The 21059-nt window shown below is 57.7% G+C and carries 20 protein-coding genes; 7 read left to right on the top strand and 13 right to left on the bottom strand.

Features of this window, described 5'->3' with window-relative positions; translation table 11 throughout:
* Window positions 1-8: 8 nt before the first annotated feature.
* The 4 genes from HS103_01280 to HS103_01265 are packed head-to-tail and all read right to left on the bottom strand — an operon-like array spanning window position 9 to window position 5890.
* A complete protein-coding gene (locus HS103_01280) occupies window positions 9-872 on the bottom strand; it encodes an acyl-CoA thioesterase (GenBank protein MBE7511435.1) in 864 nt (287 codons plus the stop codon).
* Between the two features lie 27 nt (window positions 873-899).
* Window positions 900-1952 carry a pseudaminic acid synthase gene (pseI, locus tag HS103_01275; protein ID MBE7511434.1) on the bottom strand — a complete coding sequence of 351 codons (1053 nt, stop codon included), beginning with the start codon at window positions 1950-1952 and terminating at the stop codon, window positions 900-902.
* 2 nt (window positions 1953-1954) lie between these two features.
* Window positions 1955-3508 (bottom strand): UDP-2,4-diacetamido-2,4,6-trideoxy-beta-L-altropyranose hydrolase, encoded by a 1554-nt coding sequence (gene pseG / locus HS103_01270; protein MBE7511433.1) that lies wholly within the window; start codon window positions 3506-3508, stop codon window positions 1955-1957.
* 3 nt (window positions 3509-3511) lie between these two features.
* A complete protein-coding gene (locus HS103_01265; protein MBE7511432.1) occupies window positions 3512-5890 on the bottom strand; it encodes a protein kinase in 2379 nt (792 codons plus the stop codon).
* Window positions 5891-6060: 170 nt separating this feature from the next.
* Between HS103_01265 and HS103_01260 the strand changes: the two genes are divergently transcribed.
* The gene (locus tag HS103_01260) at window positions 6061-7854 is read left to right on the top strand and encodes a DUF3352 domain-containing protein (protein ID MBE7511431.1); all 1794 of its coding nucleotides are present in this window, start codon (window positions 6061-6063) and stop codon (window positions 7852-7854) included.
* Window positions 7855-7962: 108 nt separating this feature from the next.
* A complete protein-coding gene (locus HS103_01255; GenBank protein MBE7511430.1) occupies window positions 7963-8760 on the top strand; it encodes an MOSC domain-containing protein in 798 nt (265 codons plus the stop codon).
* Between the two features lie 7 nt (window positions 8761-8767).
* Here HS103_01255 and HS103_01250 read toward each other — a convergent pair whose 3' ends face one another.
* The 3 genes from HS103_01250 to HS103_01240 are packed head-to-tail and all read right to left on the bottom strand — an operon-like array spanning window position 8768 to window position 9839.
* Window positions 8768-9283 (bottom strand): cytochrome P450, encoded by a 516-nt coding sequence (locus HS103_01250; GenBank protein ID MBE7511429.1) that lies wholly within the window; start codon window positions 9281-9283, stop codon window positions 8768-8770.
* Window positions 9217-9633: a hypothetical protein gene (locus tag HS103_01245; protein ID MBE7511428.1), complete on the bottom strand. Its 417-nt coding sequence runs from the start codon at window positions 9631-9633 to the stop codon at window positions 9217-9219. The genes HS103_01250 and HS103_01245 overlap by 67 nt, the downstream gene beginning before the upstream one ends.
* On the bottom strand, window positions 9570-9839 hold the full coding sequence (locus HS103_01240) for a cytochrome P450 (protein MBE7511427.1): 270 nt from the start codon (window positions 9837-9839) through the stop codon (window positions 9570-9572). The genes HS103_01245 and HS103_01240 overlap by 64 nt, the downstream gene beginning before the upstream one ends.
* 95 nt (window positions 9840-9934) lie before the next feature.
* Here HS103_01240 and HS103_01235 point away from each other — a divergent pair, with 95 nt between their 5' ends.
* The 4 genes from HS103_01235 (at window position 9935) to HS103_01220 (ending at window position 12346) form a co-directional block, all read left to right on the top strand.
* On the top strand, window positions 9935-10171 hold the full coding sequence (locus tag HS103_01235) for a hypothetical protein (GenBank protein MBE7511426.1): 237 nt from the start codon (window positions 9935-9937) through the stop codon (window positions 10169-10171).
* Window positions 10172-10174: 3 nt separating this feature from the next.
* Window positions 10175-11122 (top strand): GNAT family N-acetyltransferase, encoded by a 948-nt coding sequence (locus HS103_01230; protein MBE7511425.1) that lies wholly within the window; start codon window positions 10175-10177, stop codon window positions 11120-11122.
* A 132-nt stretch (window positions 11123-11254) separates the two neighbouring features.
* A complete protein-coding gene (locus HS103_01225; protein ID MBE7511424.1) occupies window positions 11255-11788 on the top strand; it encodes a hypothetical protein in 534 nt (177 codons plus the stop codon).
* Between the two features lie 27 nt (window positions 11789-11815).
* Window positions 11816-12346: a GNAT family N-acetyltransferase gene (locus tag HS103_01220; protein ID MBE7511423.1), complete on the top strand. Its 531-nt coding sequence runs from the start codon at window positions 11816-11818 to the stop codon at window positions 12344-12346.
* 99 nt (window positions 12347-12445) lie between these two features.
* On the opposite strand, the gene HS103_01215 is transcribed toward HS103_01220, so the two are convergent.
* The 6 genes from HS103_01215 to HS103_01190 form a co-directional block, all read right to left on the bottom strand.
* A complete protein-coding gene (locus HS103_01215; protein ID MBE7511422.1) occupies window positions 12446-13195 on the bottom strand; it encodes an ABC transporter permease subunit in 750 nt (249 codons plus the stop codon).
* Window positions 13192-13977: an ABC transporter permease subunit gene (locus HS103_01210; GenBank protein ID MBE7511421.1), complete on the bottom strand. Its 786-nt coding sequence runs from the start codon at window positions 13975-13977 to the stop codon at window positions 13192-13194. The genes HS103_01215 and HS103_01210 overlap by 4 nt, the downstream gene beginning before the upstream one ends.
* Window positions 13974-14753: an ABC transporter ATP-binding protein gene (locus HS103_01205; protein MBE7511420.1), complete on the bottom strand. Its 780-nt coding sequence runs from the start codon at window positions 14751-14753 to the stop codon at window positions 13974-13976. Before HS103_01205 ends, HS103_01210 begins: the two co-directional genes overlap by 4 nt.
* 241 nt (window positions 14754-14994) lie before the next feature.
* The gene (locus tag HS103_01200; GenBank protein ID MBE7511419.1) at window positions 14995-16782 is read right to left on the bottom strand and encodes a threonine--tRNA ligase; all 1788 of its coding nucleotides are present in this window, start codon (window positions 16780-16782) and stop codon (window positions 14995-14997) included.
* A gap of 224 nt (window positions 16783-17006) precedes the next feature.
* Window positions 17007-17360: a hypothetical protein gene (locus HS103_01195; GenBank protein MBE7511418.1), complete on the bottom strand. Its 354-nt coding sequence runs from the start codon at window positions 17358-17360 to the stop codon at window positions 17007-17009.
* 404 nt (window positions 17361-17764) lie between these two features.
* Window positions 17765-18109, bottom strand: coding sequence for a glyoxalase (locus tag HS103_01190; protein ID MBE7511417.1), 345 nt, complete (start codon window positions 18107-18109; stop codon window positions 17765-17767).
* Window positions 18110-18320: 211 nt separating this feature from the next.
* Between HS103_01190 and HS103_01185 the strand changes: the two genes are divergently transcribed.
* On the top strand, window positions 18321-20801 hold the full coding sequence (locus HS103_01185) for a WD40 repeat domain-containing protein (protein ID MBE7511416.1): 2481 nt from the start codon (window positions 18321-18323) through the stop codon (window positions 20799-20801).
* Window positions 20802-21059: the final 258 nt, after the last annotated feature.

Below are 21059 nucleotides of genomic sequence, written 5' to 3'. Positions count from 1 at the left end.
GACTCCTGTTAAGTATGGTCAGATTGTACCGCGCTGCGAAGTGATTCAGGGAGGGAGACAGGCGTATTCCCCTCCATCAAGGTGAGCGCCAGATGATCGACGACGAAAGTATCGCCCCGTTCGGCGTGTTGGATCGTCGTCCGCCAGTCGATCCCCGTTGGGGAGAGCGCCACAGGCTGCACGGTTAGGCGAAGGAAATCGCCATCTTGGGCGCTGCGCTGGAAATCAATCCGGCGCGAATAGGGCTGCCACCACAACCCCTTCTGACGGAGGGTTTGCGGCGTCCAGCCCATCTCCCGTAAGGCATTGGTGATCGTCGCTTCCGACCAGCCCGCATAGACGGTGTTGTTCACATGGTGCGCCCCGTCCACCTCGTGGTAGGCGACGCGGCGGGTTTCGCTGTAGGTAGCGCGGCTGAGCAGCGGGACGGCATCAGGCAAGTCCAGATTGAGCGATTCAAGGTGACCGGAAGGGTCAAAGCGTTCGTGAAATTCGGGGATCAGTTTCGTCGGGCGCATCGTCTGTGTATCTAGGTAGACCCAATTGCAGCGCCCGCGCAGCATGGGTGCATCATCAACGGTGCGGCGCAGATCGTACTCACGGTGGGATTGAACGTGTTTGGCGTCGGAAACCCATGTATGCATCGTCAGATCGTCGCCATAGACGGGAAGGGTGTAATAACGCACATGAATATGGCGGGCAACCCATACGCGCTGGTTGGCGCGATACCAGGCATAATCATAACCGAGTGAGGCGCTCCCCTGAATGGCGGTTTCTTCAAGATAGGTTTGCAGCACGGCGGGGCGAACGCGCAGGTCGGGATCGGTTTCGTTGGAACGGACGCGGAACTGCCAAGTGTAGACGTAGGTCATAAGGGGTGCTGTCTGGTTCCTTCTGCCTTACTCCACCAAATCCCAACTGAGCGGAGTCCCTTTGACAATATCGCGCCGCGCCACCCGCCCCAACACCTCTCCCAAATGGCGGGTATGCAGCCCATGCCCCGGACGGATTGAACGGACGGTTTCCGCTGTAAACGCCTCGCCCGCCTTCATCGCCCGCACGACGAACAACGAGCGGCGGAACACACGGCTTTTCGCCTCGCTGGGGTTCACCCCATAATTTACCCGCCCCACTGCCCGTTCCGTCACCCGCACCGCGTCCACCATCTGCTTGAATTCATCCGGCTCAAGAGAGAAGGCGCTATCGGGCCCCCCCGCCGCCCGTGAGATGGTGAGGTGTTTTTCGACGAGGCACGCGCCGAGTGCCACCGCCGCCACTGGCACAGCAATGCCTAAGGTGTGGTCGGAAAGCCCTACCGGAACGCCAAAGGCGGCTGCCATGTGGGGAATTGTGGCAAGGTTTGCTTCTTCCGGTGGGGCGGGGTAGGCGCTGGTACATTTCAACAGCGCCAGTGGTGTTTCTGCCCCGCCTGTGGCGCGGATCATCTGCACCGCCTCATCAATCTCCGCCAGAGTCGCCATCCCCGTAGACATGATGATTGGCTTCCCCGTCGCCGTCACCTTGCGCAGCAGCCCCATATCGACATTCTCGAACGAGGCGATTTTGTAGGCGGGGACGTTCATCGCCTCTAAAAAATCAACGGCGCTGTCATCAAAGGGAGAGGAAAATAGATCAAGCCCGCGCTCGTTGGCAATCTCCATCAGGCGCGGCTGCCATTCCCAGGGGGTGTATGCCTCGCCATAGAGATCGTACAGAGTGCGCCCTTCCCACAGCGTCCCTTTGATGCGGAAATAGTCGTTATCGCTCTGGATGGTGATTGTGTCGGGTGTATAGGTTTGCAATTTAATGGCATCGGCTCCCGCCGCTTTTGCTGCATCAATGAGGCGAACGGCTTGATCAAAGTCTTGCCCATGATTTGCCGACAGCTCGGCAATGATATAGGTTGGCTGTCCGGGGGCGATGCGGCGCTCGTTGATCCGAAAAGAAGTCATCGTCACTGTCCTGATTCTTCTATGTAATCCCAAACAAATTCAAGGGAAGGGCGATCCTCTCTCACGCGGGGCTGTGCCTGTTGAAAACCCGCCTTCTGAAAAGCACGGATAGAGGCGTGGTTTGCCGTGAAGGTGACGCCGCTGACGCGCCTGACCCCAAGCTCGCGGCAGGCACGCGCCGCTGTTCGCCGAAGGAGTTCCGTCCCAAAGCCTTGCCCACGCTCTCCGGGGGCAACCGTGTAACTGAGAATGGCGCTATCGCCCTCACGATCATACCGGATATGCCCGACAGGAACACCATCCGCCGCCAAAAGCCAAAAGCGCACATCGGCTGCCCCCATCTGACGGGCAAACCATGCGCAGTGTGCCTCCCATGAGATCGGCGCGGGGTTGAAGGAATTTGCCCGCACCGTTGGATCGTTTGCCCAACGCCAAAGCAGGCGGCGATCTCCCTCGTCAACGGGGCGCACGGTGAGCAAGGGCGGGGTCTGCGTCAGGGCGCGAATCACCCGCTCTGCGCCAAGACCATCGACCAGCGTGGCGCTCCCTTGGGCAAAGGCACGCAACTGCTCGCCGTCCTCGCTTAGCGCCGCCAGTGCCGCCGCTAAGTCCCCCTCGGCGGGGGGTGTTTCAAAGCCAATAGCAGCCCCTAGCGCTGCCATCGTTCGGGCAATGGGGTGTTGATTCTCCGCAACGGCGATCAGGATTGAGGGAACACCCATAAAGGCGAGTTCCCACACCGTGCTACCGCTGGCGGAAATGGCAACCTCTGCCCATGCCATATGTTCCGGCATGTGGCGGCTGTTCACCTCAAGACGGATACTGTGGCGAGAGTGCCGCACCGCTGCCTCAAGGTCTGGGCGAGAGGGGTGTCCGCCGCCAATGACGACAACTACCTCGAACTGGATGGTCGGGGGAAGTAACGCCAGCGCCCGAAGAACCATCCCCGTCAGATTTGCTGGATCGCTACCGCCGAGGGTGACGAGAAGTTTTCGCGCCTGTGCGGACGTCTCTCGCCCATAATTTGTCCATGCCTGAAATTCGCCCCGCACGAGGGCAAAAGGTGTGCCGAGAAGAAAGCGCGTGTCGGGATCATGGTGGGGGTAGGCGCGGGCATCGGCATAAACGTTCTGGTTAAGGACGATCTGCGCGGTATAGTGTGCCGCCTGCCCGTAATCATCAAGGACAAGCACCCGCCCACCCGCCTCTTTCAGCCCATGTGTGAGCGCCGCTTGGTACGCCTCCCCAAAGGCATAGCCATCGAGAATGACCGCCCTCGCCCCAAGTGTCACGGATAGGGTAAGCACCTCGGTGGCATCTTCGAGGCTGCCCACTGCTGCGCTGATGGTGTGAACGGTCATCCCCTCCCTCACCAACCGGTCATCGAGTGCCGGGGGCAGGCTATCGGCAGCAGCAAAGACCACCCGCCCACCGCGCCGCCGCCAAACTTGGGCAAGGGCAAGACAGCGCATGACGTGTCCTATCCCCATCTGCGGATTCGCATCGGCGCGAATCAGCAGCGGGGCAAGGGGTAGGGTAAGGAAGGACTCGCTCATCACTCAGGTGTTCTCCTCGCCCCACAAGGCGGCATAGGCGCGGGCAACCGCCCCATAAGACGCCGCCCGCACTGGATCGCCCGCCTCGGTGTAATGATGGGCGATGGTAGCCGCGTGCATGGGTTGTTCCCCGTAAACACGCCCCATCGACTCGGCAATCTCGGCATGAAGTGGCGGACGGCGGGCATCGTCCAATGCGGCGAGGATACCCGCCCGCAGGTAATCGTGACTAAAGCGCCAGATGTTGTTGGGGGAATCAAGGATCGCGGCAATCGCGCAGCGCGTCAACCAATCATCGAGGAGATCGACGCTCCCGCCGAGGGATTTCAAGACCGCCAGATCAAGATCGCGCCCAATCAGCGCGGCATATTCCAAGCGGGCGTAATCCGCCGCCGAGACGCGCCCCAAGCGCCGCCGGATCAGCCGCCCCAACCCGCCCGTTGGCACATCTTCTGGGCGGCGTGTCCCGCCGATATTGAGCAACCCGCCGGAATCTTCTGCCAGCGCCCGCACGCTTTCGACAAGGGCAAAGGCGTTGCCCTCGGTCTCTTGGTAAAGCGCCTTGACAACGGCGGGGGGGGTTTTGCCAATCATCGATTCAACAATCTCCCCCACCGCATCGGATGTGAAGCGCCCTAAGGTGATCACTTCGGCAGCCGGCAGCGCATGGGGCAGCGCCGGGCGTTCATCGTCACGGTAGCTGCCAATGATCACCAGCGGGACAAGAGTCGTCAGCGCCGCTAAACGATTCAGCGCATCCAGATTTTTACGCTGGTGAACATCCTCAAAGATAACCACTTTAGGGTTTTTGATACGCCTAAACAGCCCTAAAAAAGTTGTTACAAACCGCTCGTAATTTGCCTTTCCCTCTAAGGGAGGGAGGTCAGCCACAGGGCGATCCAGCAGTTGCTCTATATTGGGAATCAGCGGTTTTACAACGCCCGCCTCATGATCGGAAACATCCAACCGGAGCAGAATCTGGTGGAGGATTGACCCCCACAAGTGGTAGGGCGTCTCCCCTATCCCGCTGTAGGTGGCACGCAGCACATGGACGCCAGCAACGTGGGCGTTAACGACGATCTCATCCAAAAACCGTGATTTGCCCACCCCGCTTTCCCCGCCGATCAGCCACATGCCGCCCTGCCCTGTTCGGATCAGTGTTTTCAAGGCATTTTGCATCACCAACAGCGGCTCGTCTCGTCCGGCAAAGTGGGCGGGTTGTAGAAATCCCTCGCGCAGTTCGTCACCCTCGCTAGGGAGCGGAAACCCTGCCACAAGGCACAGATCGCGGATCAACGTCTCTGCCGAATGGTAGCGATCTGCGGGCGATTTTTGCAGCAGCCGCCCGATGATCATCCGTAGACCGCTGCCCTCTGTCTCATCGCGCCGAGGGGTCGGCGTTGGGCTTGGGCGTGGCGCTTGCGGCAGCGGAAAGGGTACGGCGTTGCCATCAGCGGTGATCGTTCGTTCGTCGTCGGGAAGCCCCCGTGCCGTGTCCGTCGTATGTGGGCTGTTGATCTCCTTATAGTCGCCGTAGGTGGTTGGGTCGTCTCGTGTCTCTGGGGGAGAGGTGGGCGGCGGGGAATCGGCGGTGGGTGTTTCGGCGGTGGGCTGAACCTGAATCGGATCAATACGCAACCGATCCAGATCGGGATCAGTAAACAGAATTCCGTTCAGTAAAACGGCGAGAGGCTCTGTGGGGAAGGGGTGTCCGCCAGCGAACATCTCATAGAGCATGACCCCAACGGCGTACAGATCGGATGCTTCAGAGGCGGGCAAGCCTTCCAATTGTTCTGGCGACATGTAAGCAACCGTGCCAGCGGGCGATTCAGGGTCACCCTGGGCAAGGGCAATGCCAAAATCCAAGACCCGCGCCTGCCCTTGCCAAATCAAGACATTGGCGGGTTTCAAGTCGCGGTGAATGATGCCGCGCCGGTGAAGGTATGCCAGCGCATGGAGCATCTGAAGGGCAAGATCGATCTTTTCTTGGGTGGAGCGTCCGAAGGCATAGCGAGTGATTGGCTGCGCCCCTTCAAGGTATTCCATCGTTAGGTATGGGCGGCGTGCCTTATCAAAGCCATAGGTGTATTCATTGATGATGTTCGGGTGGCGAATGGACGCCAACACGCGGAACTCATGCGCCAGCGAAAGGAAGGTACTCGTTGAACTTGGAGAGGAGACGATCTGCGTTGTGTAGACAATCTGATCGGCTGCCACGCGCACCCATTTAAGGGCGACCATTTGTCCCATCAGGCGGTCATACGCCTTATAGACAATGCCCATCCCGCCTTCGCCAAGTTTTTCCAGCAAGACGTAGCGACGATCCGTCAATTCTGGTAAGGCAGCCGTTGTAGAGGTTGTTCTGGCGTCTGATTGCCCCATAGAGTGTCCTTCTTCTCCCCCTCGCCTGATTTCTCCCATGACACGGGCTGACCCCCGTAGTTTACTCCCTGATCGGTTGAATCGCCGTTATTTGGGATCAGATCGGCATATAATGGTAGTAGTCGCTTGAGATAGCGCGATAGCCTTGCATATTCAAAGGAGCATAGCGTATGTTAAAACGAGTTCTTCTCATCATTATGGCGGTGCTAATCCTGCCCCTTGGGGCGATCAGCGTGCGCGCCGACTCACTACCCATCGAGCGTGCAAGCACTCCCGCCGAAACCTACCCGACGGGCTTGGCACGGTTCTGCCCTAATGATTCGATTGTTTACCTCAGCCTGCGCACCGACGAAGCCTATTTTGAGACGCTGATTGGCATTGCTTCAACCATCTCGCAAAAAATGACCGGACGGGCGCTGCCCTCAGCGGCGGCACTGATCCAATTGGGACTCGCCAACACCGGGGTCGATTACCAGCGCGAGGTGCGCCCCTGGCTTGGGGATCGCGCTGCCTTTTGCATTGCGAAGGTACGCGAAATTATGATGGATAACGCCAACCCCTTGCAAAGTGAAGGGCTTTTGATTCTTCAGGTGAAAGACAAAGCCGCCGCCGAAACGTTTGTCGATAAAGTAGTGAAAATGCTCAGTCTGCCAGTAGCGAAGGAGGGGACGGACATCCTTCGTTGGAAGGGCGAACAATCCCCACTCACCGTCGAACTTCACGATGACATCTTACTGATCGGGACGAATTCGGGAGTTGCCCAAACCCTGCTGCTCGATACCAAGCTGGATTTGACGGACTCGTTCAAAGAGGTGGCGTCGCTGCTTCCCGGAGAGAACAACCTGTTCCTTTACGTTGATCTGCCTCAGTATGTGAGCATTACCCAAGACATTCTGACGCGAAACAGCATTACCCCAACGGCTGATCTTCAACGGCAGTTGGCAATTGCCGGAATCGGGAAATTGGGAATTGCCGGCAGCTTTGCCGACGCCGACAAGACGCTTGTTTTGGATATAGCGGTAGCCGTTGACCCCGAAAAGGTAGCCGCGCTTGGCTTTACGGGGACTCGCCCACTCCAGGAGGGTTGGAAGCGCGGCATCCCACGGTCCTCGCTCTTTCTCGTTAGTGCCGATTTTCCCGCCTTGCTCAAAGGGCTTTTTGCCGCCGCCACAGAAGGAGCAGCCCAAGAAGCGCAGGTCATGGCAGCCTTTAAGCAAGCCACCGGGCTTGATCTCCAAGCGGATATTCTTGATAACCTGAGTGATGCCGATTACGCCCTTTGGGTGAACTATGTCCCTGACGCCAGTGGGATAAGCATTTTCGATACCAGCGTTGATCCAAGCCTGAAGGGATCGCTCACGGGGGTTGCTTTTGGGGTCGCGGCAAATATCAAGGACGCCGAAAAAGGGAAGGCGCTGGCAGCGAATCTCCGTAAACTTCTTGAAGCAGGGGCGGCGCAAGGGCAGCCGATCACCTTCGGTACGGAGTCGATGGGCGGAATGACCTTTAACACGGTGAGCTTTGAATCGCCCACCCTTGACGCGCCGGTGACCTTTGTCTTGGATTACATTCAGGACACCTTCTTCTTTGCAACCATGAACAACCTCGTGATCGCATCGGGCGGGGATGATGTTCTCTTTGAGCAGGCTGAGGCGCTGATCCTCCCTGACGCTACCTCGTTCTGGTTTATGGATGGCACGGGACTGCAGATGCTTGGCGAAGGCTATACGGCGATCATCATTGCCACCGGACGAATTTTCCGTAATATCGCGATGAGCATACAGCAAACGCCCACCCCGCAAGCTGGCGCTGACCCGGAGTTGGCGGCAGAAAAAGCACAGTTTGAAGCTGCCAAAGTCACCTTTAAGGCGTTGGCAGAAGTTATCCAGTTGGGGACGATTAGCACCGCCTCCACCGCGAAGGGCGATGCGCTGCTCCGTCTCACACTGACGGTGGGCGAGTAGGATTGCACCTTTACCAGAGGGCATGTCACATAGCCCACATGGATAGTTTTTTTCATAGTGGGGTGCAGGCTGCGCTGCACCCCTTTACCCCAAAACAGGAGTCCTCTTATGCCCCCTATTGTGACGGCGCTTCACTATTATCCGATCAAATCGTGTGGCGGTGTAACGCTTGAGGTTGGGGAGGCGGATTGGCGTGGCTTTCGCTATGACCGCCATTGGCTGATTGTTGACCCGCACGGTGATTTTGTGACGCAGCGCGAACTGCCTCGCCTGGCGTTGATCCATCCGACGATCCACAGTGGGATGCTCACCATAAACGCCCCGGCGATGTCGCCCTTGTCCCTTCCGCTGGGGATGGATGGGCGGCGGATGAGTGTCACCGTGTGGGATAGCGAATGTGAGGCGTTTGATCAGGGCGACGATGCTGCCCAGTGGCTGAGCGATACGCTAGAATCGCCGCTCCGCCTTGTGCGGATGGCGGACGATCATATCCGTCAGGTTGATCAACGCTATGCCAAACGGACGAGCGATCAGGTCGGTTTTGCCGATGGCTACCCCTTCCTCTTGATCAGCGAGGAATCCCTTGCCGATCTGAACACCCGCCTTGACACACCGCTTCCCATGAATCGGTTTCGCCCTAATCTAGTCGTGCGCGGCGTAGATGCCTATGCCGAGGATGGCTGGAAACAGATTCGGATTGGCGCGATGATCTTTGATGTGGTGAAAGCGTGCGCCCGCTGCACCATTACGACGACGGATCAGGAAACGGCGAAGCGCGGCAAAGAACCTTTGCGCACGCTGGCAACCTACCGTGATTCCGAGCGGGGGGTGCTGTTTGGGCAAAACCTGATCCACGCCGCGCCCGGAACGGTGCGGGTCGGGGACGAAGTGATCATCCTCGCCTGAGCGCCTGTCACCCCGCCACGTCGCCAGCGCTAAGCTGTGCCTCTTGCCGCAGGCGCACCCGCATCGGGATTCCATCGCGGGGGCGCAAAGTGATCATCGGTTCAAGGGCGGGTGGCGTCTCCGCCGGCGGGTAAAGGCGCATCGTCTCTTTCAAAACGTGATCCAAGTAAGGCAGCTTGGAGACATCCTTTGCGGTGGGCAGCCGTTCGCCCACAATATCCTTCAATTTGGCAAGCAAACGCTGTTCCACTTCGGGATGTTTTGCCAAGAGGTAAAAGGCAAAACTGAGTGCATTCGCCGTTGTCTCATGTCCGGCAAGGAACAAGGTCATCGCTTCATCGTGAAGTTGGTCATCATCCATCCCCTGATCGGTGTCCTCATCGCGGGCGGCAAGCAGCATCGAAAGCAGATCGCCGCGATCCTCACCGGACTGCCGCCGTTCATTGATAATCGCCATCAAGACTTGATCCAAATTCTCGCGGATTGCCCGAGGGCGGCGGTTGTTCGGGGTTGGCAGCCACATGGGGGGCGGGGACCGAAGGCATTGTTGACCAAACGCATTCCGGCGGTGACGGTCATGCTGACATGATCGGTGTCTGAGTCCACATCGGCATCAAAGAGGGTCTTTGCCACAATCTGAAGGGTGAGCGCCGACATCTCATGCGCCAGATCAATCTGCTCCTCGTCACGCCACCTCAACCACCGCTGATGGGTGTAATGAACCATCGATTCGCCAAATCCGGCGATTTTGGCATGGTTGAACACAGGTTGAATCAACCTCCGTTGGTGGCGGTGGAAATCCCCCTCGCTCAGCAACAGCCCTTGTCCGATAATCGGTCCAACATTCCGCTTGAGAAATGTGCCTTTGTGCATTTTGTCGGCGTGTTCAACCAAAACACCGCCCGCACATCGTCAGGATTTATAAAAAAGAAGGTACGCTTCGTCGCCAAACGAAAACTGCTTATCTCGCCAAAGGTGTGGTAGAGATCGCTCACCAGTTGCAGGCGGTGGCTGCGCATTTGAGGCAGCATCCCAAGCAAAGGGTGTCCTTTCGGTCCGGGGGGGAGAAGGCGTGCCATTGCGTAACGACTCCTTACTTTGCAGCGATTCGCTATAATCAGCACAAGATCGCTGTTCATGCTTTCATACGTAGATTCCCGAAGGAATGTTTCCGATGATCATACCCACCACCCGTCGTTTTGTCCTGATCGCTGTTGCCCTTGTGGGGTTGTTTTTCGCCACGCCCGCGCTGGCACAAGAGGGTGGTGAGCGCGTTGATAGCGCCACGCCTCCGCAAGGGGTCACTGTCTTGATTTTGATGTTGGGGTTGGCGGCAATCGCCGCTGTGGGCGTTTATTACCTGGCACAAAATAACGCTAACCGCGCCACCGATGGCGACGACGACGAGTAGCCGATGACCACCGTTCGCTTGGCAACACTCCAAGATACGGCGGCGATCACCGCCATTCACCGTTCGCTCACCCCCCAATGGGAGCGCATCACGGCGGAGGGAACGCGCCTACCAATGTCTTATGAGTCGCTCACACTCTTTGAGCGCTGGCAGCACGGCGGCGCGTGGATGAGCATCGAAACGTGTGCCGTCCACCTAAACCGCCTCCTTGCCGGTTCCGGTATTCCCCTTGTTGCCGAAGAAAACGGCGTCGTAGTGGGCATGGCGGAACTTTATGAGAGTGTGGAGCCACCCCCCTTCGGATCCCACCTTGAACTCTCCGTGCTTGCCGTTCATGCCGACCATCAGCGGCGGGGGGTGGGATCGGCACTGATGCGCTACATCCTCCAGATGGGGCGGCTGATGCGCTGCGCAAAAGTAATTGTGGCGCACGGCGAGGCAGCACCCTTTTACACCCGCATGGACTTTCGCCAAACCCTGCGTGGGCAGAGTGTCCGCCTTCCTACAGTGGGCGGGCGCGTCTTTTACCAAGCGGCGGAATGGGGCGAGCGCTCCTATGAGGCAGTGCGCGGGTGGGCGCTCCCTCTGGGGCGCTACCGATCCAGCCGCCAAGAATGGGATAAACTATTTCCCCAAGATTGGGCGGCGGGAATGCCCGAACTGCTGAACGCCCAATCCCATCATGTGAAATTGACGGCAGCCGGCGGGCAGGCGGCAGTTCTTTACAGCCGCGAGGCAGACGAGATCGATTGCGAAGCGGGCGATGTGCATCTTGCCTGTTGGTCGGCGCGTCCACTGACCGGTCAGCTTGTCGCCGCCCTTCGGGATTGGGCATTTCGCACAGGATACAAGACGATTTTGACCTTCTTAATGGAAAGCGAGTTAGCATTAATCGGTAGCGAGGCGCAGCCAACGGGGTATCGTCAAGACCTGTATGAGGTAACACTCTAGAACTATTCAGAAATTTTTCATAAGTTTTACGGATTTATTGCGGCATTTGCCGGATTTCCGTGCAAGAATAGAAAGAGTAACCAAACGCAGCATCCGAAAACGCATCATTGAAACAGGTTTGACAGGATCACTATGCTCACCTTCATCTCTGGTTGGCGCACAATAGAACGTGACAGGGCGTTGATCCAAAACCGCGATGGCAAACGGCGCTCTGTGTTCTTCGTTGAAGACTCATCCCATTTTCCCAACCTTCTTCCCGAAGCGCCCATCATTGAGGTGTGGCGAAACGGCACCATTGATTTTGCCGTTGAATCTGTCCCAGAAACGATTGTCCGGCTGAATTATGACACCGAACACAGCGTCCTTGCCCGCGCCATTCTCCATGTCATGTTACATGACCCAACGGCACAAGTGATCGTCACCTACGATGCGCTGAATCATCTTTACCGCTTGTTTCCCCACCTCCGCCAAGCCGATGCCCTTCTTGCCGCCAACGAGCGCCTAGACGCCCCACCCGGAGATCGCGTCTTGTTCTCGCGGGGGGGGTCGTTCCTCTGGCGGGATCACCTGCTGGAGTCGAAAACATCCCTCTTGTTTGGGGAAGAAGTGATCGACGGCGGCATTGTCCCCGACGAGATTGATGAGATTGAGGAATATCCGGTCTAAGCGCTGTCTGCCATAAGGGGCGATACCGTGTTTACCATTGAGCGCCTCGGCGCAGCGGAACTCACCCACCATCACGCCGATCTCGCGGCGCTGTTGATTAACGTCGTTGAGGGGGGATCGTCTGTGGGCTTTATCGCCCCACTTTCAGAAGAAACAGCCGATGCCTTTTGGGGCAAAATCGGCGCAGAGGTTGACGCGGGCAAACGCCTTGTCTTGGCTGCCATTGAAGGCGATAGCGACAACCAGCACATCGTTGGCTGTGTCCATCTTGCCCTTGCTGCACCCCTGAATGGAACACACCGCGCCGAGGTTCAGAAACTCCTCGTCCACAGCCTCCACCGTCAAAAAGGGATTGCCACTGCCTTGATGACAGCAATAGAGGACGCGGCGCGGGGTCTGGGAAAATCCCTCTTGGTTCTGGATACCGAATCGGGCAGCACAGCCGACGGGCTTTACGAACGGTGGGGGTTTGTCCGTTCGGGGGTGATTCCTCAGTATGCTCAAAACAGCACCGGCACCGCCCTCATTGACACGGTGATTTACTACAAGCTGGTGTGACAGAGGAGGTATGGGTTGAGGAGTTATTGCGCAATCCCGACCCGTTTGTTGTAGGGACGTACTAGGGGACGCCCGCCCTTCATTCGGATGATTTCTCTCTCACCCCCGAAAGCGCCGCAGCGCACGCCTTTCCAGCCCCTCTGCCCCACGCAGCAAAAGCACCCCCAACGTCGTGATGAACAGCACCCCCGCCAACAACCGAGGGATGTTGTAGAGCGTGTTCGCCCCGGTGAGGATGCTCCCTAAGTTTGCCGTCGAAAGGAGTAGTTCCGCTGTGAGCGCCCCCCGAAAGGCGCGTCCTAATGCCAAACGCAGCCCCACCGCCAGCGAGGGAAACGCCGCTGGAAGGATCACCGTCCACCACCGCTGAAGGGGACGCGCCCCAAAAGCACGGGACATTTCCAAAAGGGTCGGCGGCGTCTGGCTGATTCCGGCACTGGTCGTCTCATAGATGGTGAACACCGCCCACATAAAGACGACAAACACACGCCCCACCTCACCTGTCCCCAAATAGAGTGCGATCAGCGGGAGGAACATGGAAATGGGGGCGATATTCAGGGCGTCGATCAGCGGGCGGAGCGTCCATTCCCCCCACCGCCAGAAGGTGACTGCACAACCAAGCACGATGCCGATGACAATCGCCAGCAGATAGCCGATCAGCATTGTCCCCAGGGTGCCGCCCGCCGCCCGGAAGAACTCTCCAGAGGTGATGCCGCTCACCAACGCCGAAACGACCTTTCCTAACGAGGCGAAGGCAAAAGCACGGGGCTGTGCCGCTTGCCATTCCCAAACGAGGATGAGAAGGATCACCGAGAGGGCGCGAAATGCCCAAATTACCCAGCGGCTCATTGTACACCGCGCCGACGAGGCGCCATTCCAACCCTGTTCCAGCAGGTCAGCCGCCGCTCCACGAGACGCATCCCCTCGTAGCAGAAGATGCCAATGCCGACGATCCACACGATAAAGGCAAAATACTCAGAGAGGTGGTGCGATGTCCCCAATTCGACCAGTTTTCGCCCCGTCCCCACGATCACCCACAGTTCGGCAATGATTGCCCCCTTGAAGGCGTTCGCTAAGCCGATGCGCATCCCAGAGAGCAGATAGGGCAGCGCCGCCGGAAGGATCACCGTGCGAATCACGGCAAGGCGTGGGGCGCAGAAAGCGGCGGCGGTCTCGATCAGGGCGGGATTCACACTGCGTACACCCGCCGCTGTGTTAAAGAGAATGCTGAACAAGGCGAACAGGAACACAACAGTGACACGGTAGGGGAGCCCCGTCCCCACCAGCAGGATGAGAAAGGGCAAAATTGCCTCTAGGGGAATGACAAACAGCGCCCGCGCATACATACCGAGGACGCCATCTGCCAAGCGAGAACTGCCTATCAGCACACCAAGCCCAATGCCCACAAAACAGGCGAGGGCAAAGCCGCCCGCCATCTGACGAAGGGTTGTCACCAGGGTCAGAATATCACCATTAAAGAGGATGGTGGCGCTGGCGATGAGAACCTCGCCCGGACGGGGGAGGAAAAATGCCCCTAGCTGAAGGGCGACCACTTCCCAAAGGACGAGCAGCCCCCCCCAGACGATCAGCCGCGCCCGCAGTACCGGACTCATCAGCCCGCTATAGCTCACGAGACTGCCTCGTTTGCGGCGCGGAGGGCGTGGCTTACCTCCCCACGCAGGGCGGCAAAGGCGGCGGTGTGCCGGAGATTATCGGGGCGCGGGCGCGGAAAAGGGACGGGGATCGCCTCTGCTATTGCGCCGGGGCGCCCGCTCATGACAAAAACCGTATCCGCTAAAAAGACCGCTTCCTCAATATCGTGGGTGACGAAGATCATCGTCGTCGCTGTCGCCGTCCAAAGGCGCATCAGATCGCTTTGCATTGCCTCCCGCGTCAGGGCATCCAGCGCCCCAAATGGCTCATCCATCAGGAGCATCTGCGGCTCTATGGCGAGGGCGCGTGCCAAGCCAACGCGCTGCTGCATCCCGCCGGAGAGTTGGGCGGGGAGGTAGCGCTCAAAGCCTGCCAACCCCGCCCGTTCAAGGTAGGTTTGGGCGCGGGCGCGGCGTTCGGGGCGGGGAATGCCAAGCATTTCCATCCCGTACTCAATGTTCCCAATCACAGTTCGCCAGGGGAGCAGGTTGAAGCTCTGAAATACCATTCCCCGATCTGCGCCGGGGGCGGTGATGGGCCTATTGTTGATCCGAATCTCACCCTGATCGGCGTGGATCAACCCCGCAATCAGGCGTAAAAGGGTCGATTTTCCGCAGCCGCTTGTCCCCACCAGACAGCAAAACTGCCCCCGTTCAGCGTTGAAGGTGACTCCCGCCAACGCCAACAGGGGCTGCTCGCCGCCTACGGGGTTGGGGAAGGCTTTTGTCACATCGTGTAGTGTCAGATGGGGCAAGGCGCTCCCGACCACAGTACCGTTCCTTTTGCAGAGAGTCTTTGTAAGTTGTGAGGTTATTTTGTTTCAGAATGGTTACCCCGCATAGGGTTATTCGCCATAGCGTCATTCGCCCCATCACGCCGGATGCTAAAGCGTCCGGCTAAGGGTAACCACCCCTGCGGGGCTTGTAAACCCCTGCTTGCATAACGCTCTGATGCCCCCTTCTCCTTGCAGGAGAAGAGGGTTAGGGGGATGAGGGCTAGCGCAGCGCCAACGATTTCGATTCGATCACGCCGGACGCCAACGCCACAAAGTCGGCAACGGACATCGCGCCGAGGTCTTCGCCTGTTCGCAACCGGAGGGAGATACCCCCCGCCTCTTGATCCTTATCGCCAGCAACGAGCATGTAGGGGACTTTTTGCCCTTGCCATTGGCGAATCTTGTTGCTCATGCGCTCTTTGCCGCCGTCCACCTCGGTGCGGATGCCCGCCTGACGCAAGGTTTTCGCCACCCCGTTAAGATAGTCGATATGGCGATCGGCAACGGGGATCAACGCCGCTTGGATGGGCGCTAACCACACCGGAAACGCGCCGGCAAAGTGTTCGATCAGAATCCCAACGAAGCGCTCCATGCTGCCAAAGGGGGCGCGGTGAATCATCACCGGACGGTGCATCTGGTTATCACTGCCAACATAGTCCAGATCAAATCGCTGCGGTAGCTGGTAATCGACCTGTACAGTCCCCAACTGCCACTCCCGTTTCAGCACATCGCGGAAGATGAAATCGAGTTTCGGACCGTAGAAGGCAGCCTCGCCTTCGGCAACGAAATAGGCAAGCCCAACCTTTTCGGCAGCGGCGATGATCGCGTTGGTTGCCTTTTCCCAAAGCGCCGGATCGCCCACATATTTATCGCTGTTCGGGTCGCGTGTGCCAATCCGCGCTTTGAAATCGGCAAAGCCCATGACATTGAACACGTATTGGATCAGTTCAACAACGCCGATGAACTCCTGCTCGATTTGGTCTTCGCGAACGAACAGGTGGGCATCGTCCACAGTGAAGCCGCGCACCCGTGTTAAGCCTGTCAGTTCGCCGCTCTGCTCATAGCGATAGACTGCACCGAACTCGGCATAACGAATGGGCAAATCACGGAAACTGCGCGGTTCGCTCTTGAAGATTTCGATGTGGTGCGGGCAGTTCATCGGCTTGAGCATGAACTCCTCGCCGTCCACATCAATGGGTTTGTACATACTGTCCCGATAGGTGACGTAATGCCCCGATGTCTTGTAGAGATCGATCTTGCCGATGTGCGGTGTGACAACCGGCAAATAGCCCGCCTCGATTTGTTTCTCGCGCAGGAAGCGTTCAAGGGTATCGCGCAGGATCGCCCCGCGTGGTTTCCAGAGCGGTAAGCCCTTCCCCACCAATGGGCTGAAGGCGAACAAGCCAAGCTCAACGCCGATCTTGCGGTGGTCGCGCTGGCGTGCTTCCTCCAAAAGGCGGAGGTATTCCTCAAGCTGCGCTTTCGATTCCCACGCTGTGCCGTAAATGCGCTGAAGTTGCTCGCGGTCTGAATCGCCCCGCCAATACGCCCCGGCAATGCTCATCAGTTTGAAAGCGTCGGGGGCAATCTCGCCGCTGTTAGCGACGTGCGGTCCGCGACACAAATCTTCAAACGAATCTTGGCGGTAGGTGCTGATCACCGGAGCGTCGTTCGACTTCTCGCCATACTCATCCACGCCGCCTTTTTCCAGCCCCTCGATCAATTCGATTTTGAAGGGTTGGTTGGCAAATAGGCGTTTCGCCTCGTCCGCGCTCACCTCGCGGCGGATGAAATCGAACTTGCCCTTGATGATCTTCCGCATCCGCGCCTCAATATCCGCGAGGTCGTCTTCTGTCAGTGCGCGGGGGAGACTGAAATCGTAGTAGAAACCGTCCTCAATGGGCGGACCAATGGCAACGCGCCCGTCGGGGAATATCTCAAGAACAGCTTGCGCCATGATGTGCGCTAGCGAATGGCGAATTTTATAGAGTTGGTTGAATTCGGGCATGAGGTCTCGTGACCGTCCTGTCTGATGGTGACTCGCAAATAGGTGACGAAGCGGCGGGGAGTGTACCGCACCGCAAGCTGTTTGAGACAGAAATGGCGTGCGTGGAGGGGTGCGCTGTGCCGTTCCGTCTCTGCTCAGCGTCACGCACCCTGACGAGTAAGGAGGGGCGTCCCCGTACCCGTGCCATCCGTATCAGGTTCGGTCATGATTACTCCTATCCGAATTTAACCCTTTACCGCATGAAGGAAGTAAACATCCTCGCAGCGGACGAAAATCCCCTCGAACGTCCCCATCGTGATCAGGTTATCAATCGTATCTTCAATCGTGTCGGGGTGGAGATCATCCACAATGACATGGGGTGTCTCCAGCGTCATAAAACGCACCGGCGCCATCAGCGGGGACTCAGCGACAAGCTCGCGGTTCAACGTCATTTGCTGACGGATGTAATCCAGCGTGGCAAACGAGGCTGACCATAAGCCGCTCTCCTCCAACCCTACCACGACAGCGGTGATGCCGTTGTAAGGGTCAGAAGCCCCTTCCGTCCGATATTCGCGCTCAATCCAAATTCGGTTAATCATTCGTCACAATACTCCTTTACTTAACCAACGATGTCTGAAAACAACAAAAAGCCCCCGCCCAAGCGATGGGGCGAGGGCAGCTTAACAGCCCACGCGGTTCATTGCCCTGCCGAATATGGCACGGGCATACTTTGAACAGGGTGGGATGACTTTATCCCGTCGTTTGGATCACGGCTATCATGATCATCACAGCGTTAGATTTTTGTTTCATTCTGTTTACAGGATAGAACAAATTGAAAAGCGTGTCAATGGGGATGCCAAAAAGGATGTGAATGGGAACAGGTTTTTGAGGGGACGTGCCGTTGGGATCATGCCCTTTCAGGCGGGAGCATTGTCGTGCGTCGCAACATCGATGCACGAAGGGGCGCATCCGCGCATCCCATGCGCCCCTTCAATTCCTTCCACTAGGGAACTTGAATCAGCCCGATCAGGTTGTTATCAGAATCCTTCACGGAGGCGGTCAGTTTCCCCCCACCAACATCCTTGATCCCTTGCTGCAACTGGGCGCCTGCATCTAAAAGTGCTTGCAAACTCGCTTGAATATCCTTCACCTGGTAGTACCCAAGCGGGGCGGTTATCCCTGCCTTGTGACCATTGGGGTCTAAGCCTACATCTTGGTCACCAACGGTAAACCCAACGTAATACGGCTCGTCCATGTAGGGCGCTACCCCTAACAGGGCGCGGTAGAGCGCCTTTGCTTGGGCAATATCCTTGACCGGATAAATGATCGTTTGGATACCCTGATTCATAGTCATGCTGCCCCCTTTATTGGGTTCGTTTGTGTGGCTGACCGCCCTCAGTTTAACATAGAACGGAAAATCTAAGACAATAACTCAAATGGTCTAATTATTCTCTCATCAGAGGGGGAATGCTTGCCACAAGACGGCGCAGTTCTTGCTTGTTATCTCGGCTGTTGGGTATGCTTTTGCGTGGTGATGTATAGAGAAAGCTGTTTGCGCCATGTCATTTTCACAGCGCCGTACGATACGTTGGATTACCTTCCTCATCATCAACATGGTTCTTATGTTGACATGGCGTGGTTCACAGCCTGTACAAGGGCAAGGCGATTCATCCAGTGTGCTGTTACAGATTCGCGCTGATCAGGATGTCTTTGTCCTGATTCTCCCCGCTTCCCCCACCGGAATTGTCTCTCTTGCTGGCTTAACCTTCGTCACCCCTCAGGGCGATGTAGCCTTGCAAGCCTACATTCGCCCCTTAAATGTCAGCCAACTTCCGGCAAACGTCTGCTTTCGCTTTGAAACAGGACTCTCGCAGCCACCTTTGCCAAACAGATGCACGGCGGGGAATACCATCCCGATCCCGCTGCCCCCAAGCGGCGCATTTTGGGTGGCAAACAACGCCGTCCTGCCAACGATGGAGATTCGCAACAGCGAGACTGGCTTTAGCGCCATCTGTGGGAACAATCTTACTTGCGACATCACCTACGAACTGACTCCGCCCCCCACCGTCGCACCGACAGATATCCCTCCCTCAACGGCGATTCCCACAGCATTTCCCACAGAATCCCCAACAGCGACGGCTGCCCCCACCGAAACAGCCCCTTCCCTGACTCCCTTTAAGACACTCAGCGGGCAAACGAGCGAGTCGATTGACCATATTTTGTGGAGTCCTAGCGGAAAGCACCTTGCCCTTGCCTCTCGCAAAGGGCTGCTAACAATCATGGAGGCGGAAACCGGGACGGTTATCCTCACCCGCCGCCCTCTGACGTCCACCGAAACGATCAACGGGCTGGCGTGGCGTCCGGGGGCAAGTGAGGATGTCTTGGTCGGTGTTTTTAATGCTCCCTATATCTTGATTCTGAATGTGACCGCCGCCCATGAGGAAATGCTGGACACAACGCGCATCATCTTTGATATGGGCAGTTTTGCGGCGGTGGCGTGGCGCCCCGATGGGCAAGGGTTTGCCACCAGTGGGGGGGATCGGGGCAACATTCACCTTTGGGAGGCGGATGGTAACTCATGGAAAGTGGTCAAAGAGATCAGCACAAATCAGGTCACCCATCTTTCGTGGAATCCGCAGAGCAGCGCCCTTGCCGGAGTCTTACGGTTGGGGCCAACCCGCCAGCAGATTGTCACGTGGGATGTTTCCCAAGCGAGACCCCAAGCCGTCCCGATTGGCGTGGCAACGGGCGATGCCATTGCAGCCGTCAGTTGGTCAGCCCGCAATCAGATCATGTGGATTGGCGAAGCGAATAACGCGGGAAACGTGTACGTTGCCAACGTGGGACGCGGGCAGGAAATTATTGTTGTGGCGGAGAATTTACCCACCGCCCGTTTCGCGCAATTCAACGCCACTGGGACATATCTTGCCGTCTTACGCCAAGAGACGATTCATGTCTATGAGATGGAGCGGATGCTCCTTGTTGGGCAGCTTTCGCTAGGGGCAGCCGCCCGCAATTTACGTTCGCTGTCATGGGATCAGACGGGGACGCTTTTGGTTGGTGGGGCGCAAGACGGCGCAACGTTGTTTTGGCGCCCGCCCCTAACGCCCACCGCACAGATGGTAAAAACGGACATCTTTCAGGCACACCGTAGCCCCATTTCCGCCTTGGCATGGGATCGAACCGGAGAGTGGCTGGCAACAGCCAGTGAAAGCGAGGTCGCTCTCTGGTCAGCAGCGGCAGTTTTGCACGGCTCTCCGCTCTCCTTTGATGCAAAAGTGGGTGCGCTGGTGTGGGATCGGCGCGGCTATTTAATCGTCGGTTTGTGCGGGGCGATTCAGATCATTGATCCGGCGACGGCAGTCCCCCTGCGTACATTGACAGAGCGAGGGTTGGGCTGTGTGACGGCGCTTGCTACCCACCCCACAAAACCCCTTCTGCTGGTGGGTGATGACAGCGCCCGCCGCTACCTATGGGATATGCAGACAGGCGATCTCAGTTTCACGCGCATTTCAACGACCCATCCGGTGACGGGCGCCGCGTGGGGGTGGGATAGCTACGCCCTGACGGTGGCACGCGGGGCGCAGATCACCGGTGCAACGAAACTCTTGGTGCTTGATGGCAGCACAAACGCCTTGCTTAAGGCAGATATTTCCTTCAACCTTGCCCCTGCTTATACCGGTGTCACCTATGTTCATGATGGACAGCGTAGTGTTGTAGAGACCTACCAAGATCGCGTTGAAATTTGGTCAAATCGCGGGGAATTTCTCACCTTTATCGATATACGCGATACCTCCCTGTTCAGCGCGATCACGAATCTGCGCATTGCGGCGAGTGCCACCGAACCCTGTTTTGTCTCCACAGGGGATGATGGTGTTCTGCGGCTATGGCAAACTGATACAAAAGAGCGTCTCGGCACGCTGCCTGCCGAACGCTATAGCCATCTGGCATGGGCGGCGGCACGGAAAACCTTTGCGGCGGCAAGCGCCGAAAGGATTGGCACAGTTGAACTGTGGGACGTTGCAGAGTGTGCAAAGTAGGCGAAGCACCATCAAAACGATTTGGTGAGGTGGGGGCAAGCCCCAAAGGGGTGGTTACTCCTAGCCCGCTGCTTTAGCGGTGGGTGATCACGGGCGGCGATGGGCGCAAGGCATGACGCCCCTACGAGAATGACATTGCCAACAGAGCTTAGACCCCTCGTGGCTACTCTCTTAGGCTCACCTCATTGCGGACAAGCCTTGTAGCGGCGGGCGACATACGGGGTGGAGGGCGGCGCGGGGCAAGCCCTCGCGCTAAGG

The sequence above is a fragment of the Anaerolineales bacterium genome, from assembly GCA_015075625.1.
Classification (GTDB): Bacteria; Chloroflexota; Anaerolineae; order Aggregatilineales; family UBA2796; genus UBA2796.
This window is presented reverse-complemented; position numbering and strand designations above follow the sequence as displayed.

Excerpts from the sequence above, each read along its gene's own strand:
- HS103_01255 (MBE7511430.1), top strand. The coding sequence starts at position 7,963 with ATGCCCCCTATTGTGACGGCGCTTCACTATTATCCGATCAAATCGTGT.
- HS103_01190 (MBE7511417.1), bottom strand. The coding sequence starts at position 18,109 with ATGAATCAGGGTATCCAAACGATCATTTATCCGGTCAAGGATATTGCC.
- HS103_01260 (MBE7511431.1), top strand. The coding sequence starts at position 6,061 with ATGTTAAAACGAGTTCTTCTCATCATTATGGCGGTGCTAATCCTGCCC.
- HS103_01215 (MBE7511422.1), bottom strand. The coding sequence starts at position 13,195 with ATGAGCCGCTGGGTAATTTGGGCATTTCGCGCCCTCTCGGTGATCCTT.
- pseG (MBE7511433.1), bottom strand. The coding sequence starts at position 3,508 with ATGAGCGAGTCCTTCCTTACCCTACCCCTTGCCCCGCTGCTGATTCGC.
- HS103_01240 (MBE7511427.1), bottom strand. The coding sequence starts at position 9,839 with ATGGCACGCCTTCTCCCCCCCGGACCGAAAGGACACCCTTTGCTTGGG.
- HS103_01265 (MBE7511432.1), bottom strand. The coding sequence starts at position 5,890 with ATGGGGCAATCAGACGCCAGAACAACCTCTACAACGGCTGCCTTACCA.
- HS103_01230 (MBE7511425.1), top strand. The coding sequence starts at position 10,175 with ATGACCACCGTTCGCTTGGCAACACTCCAAGATACGGCGGCGATCACC.
- HS103_01235 (MBE7511426.1), top strand. The coding sequence starts at position 9,935 with ATGATCATACCCACCACCCGTCGTTTTGTCCTGATCGCTGTTGCCCTT.
- HS103_01250 (MBE7511429.1), bottom strand. The coding sequence starts at position 9,283 with ATGTGGCTGCCAACCCCGAACAACCGCCGCCCTCGGGCAATCCGCGAG.
- HS103_01185 (MBE7511416.1), top strand. The coding sequence starts at position 18,321 with ATGTCATTTTCACAGCGCCGTACGATACGTTGGATTACCTTCCTCATC.
- HS103_01200 (MBE7511419.1), bottom strand. The coding sequence starts at position 16,782 with ATGCCCGAATTCAACCAACTCTATAAAATTCGCCATTCGCTAGCGCAC.
- pseI (MBE7511434.1), bottom strand. The coding sequence starts at position 1,952 with ATGACTTCTTTTCGGATCAACGAGCGCCGCATCGCCCCCGGACAGCCA.
- HS103_01245 (MBE7511428.1), bottom strand. The coding sequence starts at position 9,633 with ATGCACAAAGGCACATTTCTCAAGCGGAATGTTGGACCGATTATCGGA.
- HS103_01280 (MBE7511435.1), bottom strand. The coding sequence starts at position 872 with ATGACCTACGTCTACACTTGGCAGTTCCGCGTCCGTTCCAACGAAACC.
- HS103_01225 (MBE7511424.1), top strand. The coding sequence starts at position 11,255 with ATGCTCACCTTCATCTCTGGTTGGCGCACAATAGAACGTGACAGGGCG.
- HS103_01195 (MBE7511418.1), bottom strand. The coding sequence starts at position 17,360 with ATGATTAACCGAATTTGGATTGAGCGCGAATATCGGACGGAAGGGGCT.